This is a genomic window from Flavobacterium ginsengisoli (assembly GCF_029625315.1).
Classification (GTDB): Bacteria; Bacteroidota; Bacteroidia; order Flavobacteriales; family Flavobacteriaceae; genus Flavobacterium; species Flavobacterium ginsengisoli.
In genome coordinates this window covers 344,190-358,519 of record NZ_CP121110.1, presented here as the reverse complement: position 1 = coordinate 358,519, position 14,330 = coordinate 344,190, and the positions used below count along the sequence as shown (strand labels likewise).

Genomic DNA, 14,330 nt, shown 5'->3' with positions numbered 1-14,330 from the left:
GGTTTATTTTTAACGTTCATTTAGAATACCCACAAGGTTTTCAAAACCTTGCAGGAATGCAAACTAATAAAACAACCAGTCAATTGTCGCTTTTTCTCCTGCATCGATATATCCAACATCACGTGGTGTTATAGTTTGATCTGCGTCGATGAAACCTAAAATCAATACTTTTCCTTTTCCTAAATCTAATTTATTCTCGCCCGGCTGGAACGTATAGGTATGAATGTTTACACGAGGTAAATCTTTTAAATTCATTGCACTTGCCAGAATTACTTCAGCTTGACCGTGCGCATTTCCTGCTGCATCTGTCTCCAAACTTGGCGACAATAAAAATCGCTTCTGATCAGAATTAAAATATCCTACCACTAATTTAACCGCTTTTGTATTTCTAAACTTCAAATGTGTTCCTTTTTCGTTTTGATCGTTTTCAACAAAAGAATAACCTCTTAAATTCTGAAGTTCTGGAGCAACTTTGGTCAATTCAGAAATATCTGTTCCGTACACTTTTGTCCCTGTTTTAACTAGATACGTTCCCGGTTTTTCATCTATAAAAGTTACTTCGGCTGGTTTCCAAGGTTTTCCTTCTTTAGTTTCTATTTTACCGTCTTTTGAAGATTTTAGCTTCTCTAGATTTCTTTTGAAATTAGCCAATTCACGCTCATAATGCGGTAACAATTCAGCCCAATTTTTGTTGTTTCCGTCGTCTCCTCCAATCGGGATTCGGCGTTGAGCAGTCTGCATACTGTTAGCATAATAGTACGTATCTTTTGTTAGTTTTACCAATAACTCATAGTACTCAATGCTCTTTTCTAAATGAGGCAAAGCTTTATCTAAATCGGTAATATCATTTGAATAACTGTATCTTAAAACCAATAAAGCGGCTTTTACTTTTTCTGAGAAGAAATCGGCGAAAGCCTTATAAGCATGCATATCATTTTTAAGACGTGCAAATTCTTCTTTGTCTTTAGTTATGCTTGCTTCTGCTTTATCTATTGCTTCAACTGCCAATCTTCCATGTTCTGTAATTTCAGCAATAATCTGAGTTGGAAGTTCGCCCGAATGCGGTTCTTTGTTCCACTCTTTTTTAGCATATTCTAAAAGCAATTCGCCCGCTGGTCCGCATGATTCGTGGAATCCTGGATAAACTCTCCATTTTGACGGATTGACCAACTGACTTTCAAACATTCCCAACAATAAAGTCTGACGGTTACCTTCTGTAATTCCGAAACGTCTTAATGTTTTTGGAGCAATTTCTCCTGTTTCTTCGTAAGCTTTTAAAATGTTATTTGCAGCTTCCTGACTCGTTCCGAATTTTGCGACTAAATCATTATCCCAAAATTTAACTTCTTCATTTCTATCTCTTTTGCTGTCCCAAGCATATCTTGCCCAAGCTTTGTACCAAATCCAGTCACGATCCATTTCTAATAAACGTTCTCCTGATTTCGTTTTATCTGCCGAATATGGCCAATCCCAATACGAAGCTTGCGGATATAAATGCAGTGCATTTGCTCCGTGAACGCTATGCATTGCTTTTACCGTTTTCTGAATAAAGTCTGGTGAACCGTATCTGAAAGGTTCTAAATTAGCCAAAATATGAACGTTCTCAATGTGAATTGATTTTAAAGCGCTTAATTGTTTGTGCGTTTCTCCCCAAGGACCTCCCGGCGTATAAGTCGTTAAAGATTCTCCTGTATATTTACTTTCTGTATATAAGTTTTTGTATAACGGAAGTGATTTTTCCATTACTAAAGGCCCATCTGTATCATGAGAACGAAGAATAATTGGTGGTTCTTCTGTTTTTCCTAATGCTTGTAAACCGTCACGAACACCCGGAATAATAGTTTTGGTAAACCATTCTACATCATCATCAACGGTATTGATTGCTTCTCCCAAACAAACCATTAATCCAACATTTGGATATTTTTCGATAAAAGCCGCAATAGATTTTCTAGTATAATCAGACAATAATGGCGTGATTGGTCTTGAACGATCTTGTGTTTTAATGTTGTAATGCTCTGCAAAAGGCTTAGAAACAATAATGTTATAAAACATCTGAATTACCCAGATTCCACGTTTGTTGGCCTCAACTGTTAAGAATTTATAGATTTCTTCGTTCTTTTTGAAATCTTCATCACTCACTTCAACTGCAAACGGATATTCTTTTAGTTTCACCAAAGAAGCAAATGGATGTCCGTTCCATAAATACAAAGAGTTCATGCGGTTTTCTACCAGCATATCTAAATATTTAATCCATAAAGCTTTATCATAAAACCACGGAAAAGTTTCTGGCGTATATGGATATTCGTAAACATCTCGTCCAGGCAGATAAACCGGTTTCTGCATTCCGATACAAGCGCCTCTCAAAACCATTTCTGGACTATCGTCAATATTGATTTCTGAAGGAAGTTTTCCTGAAGCTTTAATTTTATCTGTTAATTCTAAAGCGCCATACAAAGCTCCGCTTGCATCTGTTCCTTCAATATAAATTATATTATTTTGAGTGCGAATCTGGAAACCTTCTTTCTTGGTTAATTTGCTATCATCGATTTTAGCGCTTTTAGCATTTTTCTTCCAGAAATCGGTTCCTTTTTCTCCAATTACAATTACTTTATCTTTTGATTTTTTGAATTTATCAGAAGAAGTTACGCTGAATCCTTTTGCTGAAAGGGTTTCTGATAATTTCTCTGCTCCAAATTTTGCTCTCGGCGAACTCGGATCACTCACAACTGTGATGTTCTGCGCTGTCGCGAAAGAGACGTAAAGACATAAAAAAAGTAATTGTAAATATTTCATAGTATGCTGTTTTTGGGTATTCATTCTAAAAATAATCTGCTAAATCTGCCTGATCTGCGTGAAAAATATCTCTCGCAGATTTAGCAAATTCGGCAGATTTATAGTGAAAAATTGTGTTGTTTAACGATTACATATTGATCACTGTTTATTGTTTAATTCTGGAAAATTTTCTTCAAATAAGCCACGTTTGCTCCATAATTGGCTTTAACATTATGTACTTGTGTCACGTCGCGAGAACGCTCAACAATTAGCCATCCGCTCCATTTCATTTCATCCAAAGTTTGTTTGATTTTTGGCATGTCGATCGCTTTGTCATTTTCTAACCAAAACTGATCGGTGTTGGAAGCGTGAATTTGTGCTACGTATTTCTTTCCTAATATTTTCAATTCTGATGAAATATCTCTTTTATTATCTAAAGCATTCGCAAAATTGAAAGAGCTTTTAATATATTTTGAACCTACTTCATCTAAAAGTTTTTTCTCTTCTGTCGCGTCCAAAGAAGTTTCAATCGCAATTACTCCACCTATTTTACCGACTTTTTTTCCTGCCCATTGCAATCTTTTAATCACTTCTGGACGTAATTCTGGATTTTTAACCAAATCAGTTTGTGTTCCTAACGGAAGATAAGCCACTTTTACTTTCATGTCTTTCATAGCTTTGATACAATCCGTAATCATTGGTGTGATTTCTCTTGTAGCAAAAGACTGTGCATAAAATCCAGACATCGCAATTGAGCTAATTCCAACGCCAGTTTCTTTCGATTTATCTAAGAATTTTTGTCTTTCAACTGGATCACCCAATTTGCTGTCAAAAGTTGGTCTATTTCCTAAACCTCCCATATCCAGTTCGATTCCATCCGCTTTTATTTCAGCTGCCAAACCAAAAGCACCTAATTTTTGTCTTTTTAAAATCATCCAGTCACAAACAGCAACTTTGTATTTTTGCTTTTTATTGGAAGACTGCGCCGTTGCACAGCTATTAAATGTCGTTGATAAAGTAACAAACAATACAACAATTAAATTTTTATTTAGCTTCATGTTAATTGGTTTTACCATTAAGGCATTAAGGAAATTAAGCTTCAATACTTTTTATTATTATCATTAGAAGATGAAGAAAATTAAGCTTAATGTTCTTTTTAAAAGAATAAATAGATACAACAACTTAACTTTCTTAATCTCTTAATGGTTCAATTTATTTTACTCTTCTTCGGCTTTTACCGCTGTAACTACTTTTCCTTCTTCGCCTGGCCAGATTCCGTTTTTAATTGGAAGCGCCACTAATTTACTTGGATCAACTTTTACATATTTCAGTTTTTCTCTTCTCCAAGTATATACAATATGCACCATTCCGTCTGAACTTTGAATCATTGAAGGATAAGAATATTGGCTGATTTTTGAATCTTCTAAAACTAAAGCAGCGTTCCAATGAATTCCGTCTTTAGAAACCGAAACATTCAAAGGCGTTCTTGGCCCTTTTGCTTCTTTTCCTGGAGGAAGAACGTGATTGTAAACTAATAAATGTCTACCATCTCTTAACGTTACAGCATCAGTTCCTGAATTGTTATTTGGAAGTCCGATTAACTCTACATCCGACCAAGTTTTTCCGTTATCTTTTGAGAATGTGCTGAAAATAGCTCTGTTTCTAGTTCTTCCAATAGCCTGAATACTTCCGTCTTTATGGAATAAAATACTTGGTTGAATCGCATTGATTTTTTGTTTTCCTCTTGGAAGCGTATCGCCCATTACCCAAGTCTTTCCGAAATCTGGAGTAGATTCCATACGAAGTCTCCAGCCGTCGCCTTCAATGCTTGACGGACATAATAAAGTTCCGTTGCTTAATAAAACTGGTTTATTTTTGATTGGGCCTAAGAAACCGTCTGGCATTTTCTGAGCCTCGGACCAAGTTTTTCCGCCATCAGATGAAGTTCTGATAACACCCCACCATTCCGATGGTTTTGGACCTATTTTGTAGAATAACATTAAATCGCCTCCCGGAATTTGATATAAAACTGGGTTCCAAGTTGGTAATCTCGGCCCTTCTTTCATCACACCATCGGCAACTTTTACACCTTCTCCCCATTTATCACTTCCTTTTGGTTTAATGGCCACATAAATGCAAACATCTGGATGTCTCTCGTGAGTTCCACCAAACCATGAGGCAACTAAATCACCATTTGTAGCTTCGACAATTGTAACGGCGTGGCAAGACGGATAAGGTGCTTTATCATAAATAAATTCATCTACTAAAATTCCTTCTTTCCAAGTCTTTTTCTCTAAAGCCGATTTACAACTTCCTAAAAGGAAAAGTCCAAACAAGACAAATGCTAATTTTGCTAACTTCATTCTTAATTAAATTATGAATTATTTTTTTTGACTATAAATACATACCTAACATTTTTTTAGGTAAAAATATTTAATAAGTGTAAAAATAACACCAAAAAATTAACAATGTATCCTGTACTGTCCCGAATTATTAAAAATGCAGATTATTTAACGCTAATAGCAAAATTTCCTGACGAAAGTGTGACAATTATTTGATTTTTTTCTACCGAATAAGTATAAGAAGTCTTATCCAGCTTCTGTTTATTGATTGAAATAGCCGAAATATCAGTCGCAGGAAGATACACAATTGCAGAAGTATTAGCTGGAATCGTAATATTCCAAACCAAAGCTTTTTTATCTTTTTTCCAATCACTTTTAATTGTTCCGTAAATCGATTCGTATGAAGCATTTACATAAGTCAATCCAGCATTAAAATCTGGTTTCATAATAATTTGTTTGAAACCCGGAGTCTCAGGATTGCTTTTGATTCCCGCCATATTTTCGTAATACCAAATCAATAAATCGCCTAAAAGCATGACGTGATTTTGCGAATTCATTGCTGGATCTGCTGTATTTCCGTTCCAAAGTTCCCAAATGGTTGTCGCGCCATTTTCGACCATATAACCCCAACTTGGATAGGTTTTGTTTGAGGCCAGTTTAAAAGCCAAATCGCCACGACCAAAATTGGTTAATGTTCGCATTAAAAACTGGGTTCCAATAACTCCCGTGCTTACGTGACCGTTTTTTGTCACTTCCACTTGGTGTACCAGATTTTCGAAAACTTTTTGCTCTAATTCATTCGGAACCATTCCGAAAGTTAAAGGCAGTAAATTGGCTGTTATCGTATTATTGGCGTAATTATTTTTGGTCGCATTAAAATATTTAGCGTTGAATGCTTTTTTAATTCTTGAAGCTAATTCATCATAATGTTTAATATCATTTTGAGCATTTGCAATCACAGCAAACTTTTTCATGATATTTAAAAGCTGATAATAAAACGCACTAGAAATCAATTCGCCATCGGTTAAACGTGAAGGATCTTTCGAACGAATTAATTCTAACGATTCTGGCGGAACGCACCAATCGCCATATTTGTCTTTGATCATGATATCGTCAACCAAATAGTTTTCTTCCATGTAATCCATCCATTTTTTCATAGACGGATATTGTTTTTCAACCACTTTTTTATCTCCAAACTGCTGATACAACATATCGGCAACTGTAATATAAGTTCCCGGCCAAGTCACATTATCACCATAATAACGCCAGAAAGCTGGTGCCACATCTGGAATTCCGCCATCGATAGTCTGGGCATTTTTAATATCATCTAACCATTTTGCGTATAACGTTTGATTATCAAACAAGAAACTTTCTCCATAAGCTCCCGTTGTTCTGTCTCCCAACCAAGGCTGACGCTCATTTCGTTGCGGACAATCGATTGGCATTCCTTTATAATTTCCACTGATTCCCCACCAAGCATTTTTAAAAATCTGATTCATTATTGGGTTTGAAGAATCAAAAGTTCCTGTTGTGGCAATGTCATCATAAACGACTTTCCCAACGAAATTTTCTAAACTTGGTTTTGTTTTCAAACCTGAAATCTCCACAAATCGAAATCCGTGAAAAATAAAACGAGGTTCCCAAACTTCTTCTCCTTCACCTTTTAAAGTATAAATATCAGTTGTTTTGGCATCACGTAAATTCGCAATATACAACGAACCATCTGGCTGTAAAGATTCAGCAAATTTCATGGTGATTTTGTCTCCAGCGTTTCCTTTTACTTTCAATTGCAACCAGCCCACCATATTTTGCCCCATATCTAAGATATAAGTTCCTTTTGATGTTTGTTTTATCGAAATAGGTTTTACTTCGCGTTTTACCTTCATATTCGCCGACATCTGTCCTTCGTAGAATCCGCCTGGTTCTTGCACATATTCTGCCGAAAGCCATTTTTTATCATTAAAATTAATGGTATTCCAGCCTTTCATTTCTTTACGGGCATCATATTCTTCACCATCGTATTCGTTGTTGGATAAAATTGGACCGTCAGTTGTGATTTTCCAAGTATCATCGGTTCTGATCACATCTTTACTTCCATCTGTATATTCTACAAACAACTGCAAAGCCATTTTAGGATATCCAAAAGTTTTGATTTTATAGGGCTTATAATCTTGACGCATCGTAAAAAAACGTCCGTTTCCTAAAATCGTTCCCAACGTATTTTTACCTTCCTGCAATTGCGAAGTCACATCAAAAACATTGTATTTCACGTTCTTCGTATAATCCGTAGGAACGGGAGCTAAAACCTGATCTCCAATTTTATTTCCGTTAATGTATAGCTCGTACAAGCCCATTCCCATGATATAAACCTTGGCGTTTTTGACTTTCTTTTTTAAGTTGATTTCTTTTCTTAAATATCTCGCTGATAATCGAGAGTATTGCGAAATACTATCTCCAGGAGAAGTTTTCTCATAACCAATCCATCGTGTTGATTTCCAATCAGCATAAGTCAAAATTCCGATGCTGAAATGTGCTGTTTCTTTTGATTGAACTTCTCCTTTATTGGTAAAAACCGTTACTTTCCAATAAACATCTTGTCGGTCTTTTAGCTTTTTTCCATTATAAATTACATTTACAGATTCCTCGCTTTGTACCTTTCCGCTATCCCATAAATCTGCGTCTCCTGCATTTAATTTTTCTAAAGATGACGATGCTAAAACTTGATAATGAGTTTGTTTTACATCATTAATATCTGCTTTAATTTTCCAGCTTAATCTTGGCTGTAAAACGTCAATTCCTTCAGGATTGGTCAGCATTTCGCATTTTAAATCACTCACAATGATTTTGTTTTGGGCTTTCGCCGAAACTGTGAAAAGTGAAATGATTAAGGTAAGATGTAAAAAAAACTTTTTCATGATTTTATTTTCAGTCCCAGAGGGACGATATATTTATAGATTTTATAATAACAAGTTCAATAAGCTCCAGCGGAGTGACATAATTTTCTATAGGTATCGCTCCGCTGGAGCTTTTTATCATTTGGATATATATTATGCTATAAATATTATGCTTCTCCGAAGCTCACAACTAGATTGTTAAGGATTAATAAATCGTCTTAATTTATCCAATACGTTTAAACTCTCAAACGCTATTTTATTCCGTTCTAATAACTTACTTGTTTCCCAACGTATTTTCCATTCTGGATCTTTCAGCTTTTGTCTCAGCTTCGATACTATAGATGGATTACTCTTTAAAACCTGTTCATCAATCCAGTCAGGAAGAAATTCCAAGGCATTCAAGCGAGTTTCAAATTCTTTATGATCTAAACCCTTTAGCAGTATTTCTCTAACCCTTTCTGCAGGATAAGAATCTATTGTCTCGACAATAATCTCATTAATAACAGAAGAAAGTTCCTTTACTTCATTTTGCTCTAATCCTATTTGATAAACCCTTCTGAATTCATCCGAAAGAAAATCTGCCCATTTATCAAGATCTTCATCCTCACTTAATGCGTAATAGACAAACCTAACTTTATCAGGCTGTGCATAAATATTGGTTTCACAAAAACGCTTTACTGAGTCTAGATCTTTTACAGCTAATTTCTGAATGTCTTTAATGGCTTCTTCAGATTCCTCATATTCAAGATCATAATATTCATCTAAAGTGATGATCTGGTCAAAATCATGTATCGGTTGGTAAACTATTTTATTTTCGCTCATAGTGCTTGGTGTAAACTTTGGAGTATATTTTTTTAGAAGTTCTTTAATTTCATTTTCAGATACATCGTAATCATCTATTTTTATTTCGATCGTTTTCTGCTTATAAACAAAAGTGAGGTAAAACTCCTTGTATGACAAATTGTACTTTGCCGTGTGTTCTGTTTTGACAATAACTCTTGGAAATACAATATCTTTCCATTCATAAAAAATCTCATTAAGTTCTAATCCTTCTTGTGAGAATATTATTTTTTTATGAAAATTAAAAAGAGTCATTACCGCCTTTTTTCCATAAACGACGATAAACAAAACAGCAACAATTGGCAATACTAAATTGCTAAATTTAAATGCAAATTTTTCAACATTTATAAGTGATAAAAAGTAAATCCCTAAAACCACAAATACCATATTCCATATAATATGAAATACACCACCTTTGATTGAATAATTTAATACTGTTTTCTCCAAATTTTATTCTAAACTAAATCAATTTTATCTGCTAAACCCGACAGGTTTTAAAAACCTGTCGGGTTTAAAATTATTCAGAAACTAACTTCTCCAATTTCTCAGAAACTGCAATTTCTTTTCCGTTTTTAAAGATTCTAAAACCTTTTCCTTTTTTATATTTTTCTCCAGTTTTGTCCCAAAGAATGGTAATAATATTGCCGTGATACAGAACATTGTCAAGACAAAACCAATCCCATTTTTCTTGCGGAATCAATGGATTTACTTCAATCTTTTCATCTGCTCTCGGACGTAAACCAACCAAACCCGTAATCACTAAATCATTAAAAGTCGAGTGATTGTAGTAACGGCTTCTTTCTCTGTCGCCCATTAACCAATAACCTGTTGTTTCATCCAAATACTCGCCAAGATAAGGTTTTCCTCTATAATATTGTGATTGAACATACAATTCCATTTGTTTGAAATAATCGGGTTTGGCTACAAAATCCTGATTGTAATTATTCAAAACATTCGCCAAAGCCGTTAAAGTCTGCGAACTTGCAAATGGCCAAATCGCACCATCCCACTCACAGGTTCCTGTTCCGTGTGTTCTAAATCTTGGACTTCTTCTTTCAGCCGTTGTCAAACCAAACGGAGCCGAAAATCCTTTTTCATCCTTAATCTGTTCCCAGGCTTTTTCAAATCCTTTGTTTTGCTCTGGAAGATTAAAATACCACGGAATAAATCCGATTGCTTCTCGAACTTGTGCTAAAGTATCTTTTTCTGTTAAAGTTTCAAAAAATTCGCTTTTCTGATTCCATAATTTGGTTTCGACTAATTGTTGTAAAACGTCAGCTTTCGCTTTGAATTTGGTTTCTGTTTCCTTATCGCCTTTCAACTCAGCCATTTTAGAAATTGCTATAGCATTCCCGTACATATAACTGTTAATCGTTGGTCTCGCATTTTGCACTTTTCTTCCTCCGCTTAAAGATTCTTCCATTCCATCTTTCACATCATGCTGCCAAAACAAACCATCTTTTCTCTGACGGTCTTTTTCCCAAACGACATAATCTGTAACCATGTCTGGGTACAAATCCAATAAGAATTTTTCATCTTTATTCACCAAATAACGATTGTATAAAGCATCGGCTGTCCAACTGCTAAATTTATACAATTTGTTCATTGGTTTTCCATCATTTCCTCGGTACCAGATTTTCACATCCTGCTCAATGTATTTCGGATCGTGAACCCATCTGAATTCGTTGATATGATGCCCCAAAGCACAACTAATCATATTGTATTTATCGGCATACGAACGATCTACCAAAAACTCTGTAATTGCAAATCCCTGTGGTGTATTTTTAATATGTTTTCGAACACTCCACCAACGGAAATAATAGATTTCCTCAAAATTCTGCTGTGGACATTCAAACAACGGAATATTCTTTTCCATCCAGGTCCAAGCGCTGTCATTCGGAATTGCAAACTTCAAATTTTCATCTTCCATTGTATTGAAATAATCAACATAATGTTTGAAGTTTTCTTCTTTTAAAATAACCGATTTTCCTTTTTGCGAATGATCCACAGTCGATTTGCAACTGCTGTTTATACAAGCAACGACAACTGAAAGCGTAATTATTTTATGTTTGAAATGTTGTAACATATTCTGTTTTTATTTTATTCTTTTTACTCAATCTTGTTATTTCGACGAAGGAGAAATCTTCGTTAGAAATTTGACAAAGATTGGCGACTCACTTTGCGGAGTTACTTGTGGAGATTTCTCCTTCGTCGAAATGACAAATATGACGTGCTATTATATTTTCTTAAATAACTTATATGGTTCAAAAAATTAATTCCCCGAAAAAGTATACGTCTGCCCTGCTTTCATATTTACATCATAAATATTGTAAGTTGGCAATTGCACTTTAGGCAGTTTTGCTTCTTTAGAAATAATCGGTTTCTTCACTTCTACATCGTAAAACAACGAATTCGGATTCTTTCCTTTTGCTTTTTTAAGCGAAGAACCTTTCAGTCTATTCTCAACTTTCAATCGGCAGTTTCCCCCTATTTTCGAATAGATTTTTAACTCCGAAACTTTATTATTTTTCCAAGTCATATCAATTACAAATCCACCTCTTGCCACTAACCCTTTTATGCTTCCATCTTTCCAAACGCTTGGCAAAGCAGGCAATAAATGAATCGCATCTTCCTGACTCTGCATTAACATTTCTGCAAAACCGGCTGTGCATCCAAAATTTCCGTCAATTTGAAATGGCTGATGCGCATCTAACATATTCGGATACGTTCCGCCACCTTTTCTTTGATCCGCTGTTACCAAATGCAATTGATCCTGAATTAATTTATAAGCATGATTTCCGTCTAATAATCTCGCCCATAAATTCACTTTCCAGCCCATTGACCAACCTGTAGATTCGTCTGTTCTGTAAATTAAAGATTGTTTGGTCGCTTCAAATAATTCAGGCGTCTTAATTGGCGAAATCTGATTACTTGGATACAATCCGTACAAATGCGAAACGTGTCTGTGATTGTCCTTCGGGTTATCCCAATCCTCCTGCCATTCCTGCAACTGATTGTGTTTTCCGACTTTCATTGGTGGCATTTTTGCCAAAGCATCACTTACTTTTTTCACATAAGCAAGCATCAGGAGAAACCAAAGCCGAAGCTTCCATAACATGCGTAAATAAATCAAAAACCAACTGATTATCCATTGTAGTTCCTGATGCAATTGTTGCTTTTCCTGTTCCGCCTGCGTGTGTGTTTTCAGGAGAACTTGAAGGAACAACAACTAAATATTTTGTGTTTGGATCTATCACCATGAAATCCAAAAAGAAATCAGCAAGCACCTTTCATGATTGGATAAATTTCTGCTAAATATTTTTTATCTCCTGTATATAAATATCTTTCCCATAAATCCTGACAAACCCAAGCGCCACCCGTCGGCCACATTCCCGACGCAGCTGAATCTACCGGAGCAGTTACACGCCAAATATCGGTATTGTGATGTAAAACCCAACCGCTAGCATTGTACATTGTTTTGGCAGTTTCTGCACCAGTTACAGCCAACTCTTTTGCCATTTGTACAAAAGGTTCGTGCATTTCCTGCAAATTGGTTACTTGTGCCGGCCAGTAATTCATTTCGGCATTAATGTTTGTTGTGTATTTACTATCCCAAGGCGGAGTGACCATGTCGTTCCAAATTCCTTGTAAATTGGCTGGCTGTCCGCCTGGCTGTGAACTTGAAATTAAAAGATAACGTCCAAACTGGAAATACAAACTCGCCAATTGCGGGTCAAATTGTTTAGAGAAATCCCTGATTCTTTCGTTTGTTGGTTTCTTAATCAAATCATTTGAGCCTAAATTTAAAGCAACTCTGTTGAAGAATTTTTGGTAATAATCAACGTGGGCTTTCTTAATCGTTTCAAAATCTTTTACTTCGGCTTTTGCTAAATAATCTTTGCTTTTCGCAATTTCATCTCCTGAAATATCCTGATAGTTTTTGAAATTCGTAGCAATAGAAATGTATAAAATTACTTCATCAGCTTTGTTGATACTTAAAACACCGTTGCTGGCATCTATTTCACCGCCTTTGTTTTTAGCTGTTAATCGGCCTTGAAATTTTACTTTTCCTTTTACACCTTCAAAGTTAGTTCCAACTCCCGAAAGTATAATCCGATTTCCTTCTGTGGATGCAACTGTCTTATCAATCGGACTGTTCATGAAAACATTACAAGTAATCTGTCCCGGCTGACTAGCAGAAAGTTTTACTACAATTACCTGATCTGAAAATGCGGTTAAAATTTCTCTCGTAAATTCAACACCGTTTACCTTGTATTTTACTTTCGCCGTAGCATTGCTGATATCTAAATCACGGTAATAATCCGTATATTTTTGATGTCCAGCGAATGAAATATAAACGCTTCCAAAAGTCTGATACGGCATTCCGTCATTAGTTTGCGACATAATATCTTGCGTCGCCAAATCCTGCGCTTCTTCAAATTTTCCGTCAAAAATTAACTGACGAACAATTGGAAGTGCTTTAATAGATTTATTATGTGCATTGCTGTTTGGAGAACCTGCCCAAATGGTTTCTTCGTTCAATTGTAAACGTTCTACCGCTGGATCGCCAAAAACCATTGCACCCAAACGTCCGTTGCCTAAAGGTAAAGCTTCGTTCCAGATTGATGCGGGTTTATCGTACCATAATTTTAGGTCATTTTGTGCTGTTGCTGTCAAGGAAAAAATTCCGATACAGATTGCCGTTATTTTAATTTTTAACTTCATAGTATTTTTTTCAGCCACGAATTACACGAATTGCACTAATTTCTTTTTTAATTTTTTTCAATTTCTCTAATTTATTTGCCATAGATTAATGGATTTCCACCGATTAAAAAATCTGCTAAATCTGCTAAATCTGCGTGAAAAAAAATTACTCTCGCAGATTTAGCAGATTAGGGAGATAAAAAATCCTTTTAATCTGTGTAATCTGTGGCAAAAAAATAATTCGTGCCAATTCGTGAAATTAGTGGCAAACTCTATTACTTCTTAACCTCGTAAACTTTCAGATTTTTTTCTCCGAACATTTCATATAATTTGTTGATGTCTTTCAAAGCATTCTTCGGTAGTTTTTCTCCTTTATCTCCAAAAACCAACAACTTCTCTTTCGGCTCAATTACACAAGTCGATTCGTCGATTTCGCCTTTGTCGTTCTTCACTTTATTCAAATCAAGATTTAAATATTTCGCCATAAACGGATACAAAGCCATACGTTTCGAGATTCCGAAATCGTGTCCTTCTTTTGCAAAATGTGCATTTTCGACTAAATCTTTCTTTCCGTACAATTCATACGTTCTTTGGATAAAAGGAAATTCCAATTCCGGAACTGCCAATGTCCAGTCTTTTCCATCAGAGACAATCAATTGCGGTTTTGGTGCCATCATCGCTGAGATTTCGGCATTGTTTGTTCCATTTCCACACAAGTGAATTCCGCGTCCGCTTTCGCATGGACAACCGCCAGAGAAATGAGACGAAACCATTACAA

Annotated in this window: 10 protein-coding genes; all 10 read right to left on the bottom strand. The window is 35.5% G+C overall.

All coding sequences use genetic code 11. The features are described from left to right. Nucleotides 1-63: 63 nt before the first annotated feature. A complete protein-coding gene (locus tag P5P87_RS01570) occupies nucleotides 64-2,793 on the bottom strand; it encodes an alpha-d-galacturonidase (protein WP_278021308.1) in 2,730 nt (909 codons plus the stop codon). 152 nt (nucleotides 2,794-2,945) lie between these two features. After that, a complete protein-coding gene (locus P5P87_RS01565; protein ID WP_278021307.1) occupies nucleotides 2,946-3,830 on the bottom strand; it encodes a sugar phosphate isomerase/epimerase family protein in 885 nt (294 codons plus the stop codon). Between the two features lie 159 nt (nucleotides 3,831-3,989). Then, on the bottom strand, nucleotides 3,990-5,135 hold the full coding sequence (locus P5P87_RS01560) for a sialidase family protein (RefSeq protein ID WP_278021306.1): 1,146 nt from the start codon (nucleotides 5,133-5,135) through the stop codon (nucleotides 3,990-3,992). 143 nt (nucleotides 5,136-5,278) lie between these two features. Continuing rightward, complete coding sequence (locus P5P87_RS01555) at nucleotides 5,279-8,029, bottom strand: glycoside hydrolase family 78 protein (RefSeq protein ID WP_278021305.1); 2,751 nt, start codon at nucleotides 8,027-8,029, stop codon at nucleotides 5,279-5,281. A gap of 177 nt (nucleotides 8,030-8,206) precedes the next feature. After that, the gene (locus P5P87_RS01550; protein WP_278021304.1) at nucleotides 8,207-9,295 is read right to left on the bottom strand and encodes a HEAT repeat domain-containing protein; all 1,089 of its coding nucleotides are present in this window, start codon (nucleotides 9,293-9,295) and stop codon (nucleotides 8,207-8,209) included. A gap of 70 nt (nucleotides 9,296-9,365) precedes the next feature. After that, nucleotides 9,366-10,934, bottom strand: coding sequence for an MGH1-like glycoside hydrolase domain-containing protein (locus P5P87_RS01545; RefSeq protein WP_278021303.1), 1,569 nt, complete (start codon nucleotides 10,932-10,934; stop codon nucleotides 9,366-9,368). A gap of 186 nt (nucleotides 10,935-11,120) precedes the next feature. After that, entirely contained in the window at nucleotides 11,121-11,921 is an 801-nt protein-coding gene (locus P5P87_RS01540; protein WP_278021302.1) for a glycosyl hydrolase family 95 catalytic domain-containing protein, read from the bottom strand. Continuing rightward, nucleotides 11,905-12,135 (bottom strand): glycosyl hydrolase family 95 catalytic domain-containing protein, encoded by a 231-nt coding sequence (locus tag P5P87_RS01535; protein WP_278021301.1) that lies wholly within the window; start codon nucleotides 12,133-12,135, stop codon nucleotides 11,905-11,907. The genes P5P87_RS01540 and P5P87_RS01535 overlap by 17 nt, the downstream gene beginning before the upstream one ends. Further along, nucleotides 12,125-13,573: a glycoside hydrolase family 95 protein gene (locus P5P87_RS01530; protein ID WP_278021300.1), complete on the bottom strand. Its 1,449-nt coding sequence runs from the start codon at nucleotides 13,571-13,573 to the stop codon at nucleotides 12,125-12,127. The genes P5P87_RS01535 and P5P87_RS01530 overlap by 11 nt, the downstream gene beginning before the upstream one ends. Before the next feature lie 254 nt (nucleotides 13,574-13,827). Continuing rightward, nucleotides 13,828-14,325 (bottom strand): hypothetical protein, encoded by a 498-nt coding sequence (locus tag P5P87_RS01525; RefSeq protein WP_278021299.1) that lies wholly within the window; start codon nucleotides 14,323-14,325, stop codon nucleotides 13,828-13,830. Nucleotides 14,326-14,330 lie beyond the last annotated feature (5 nt).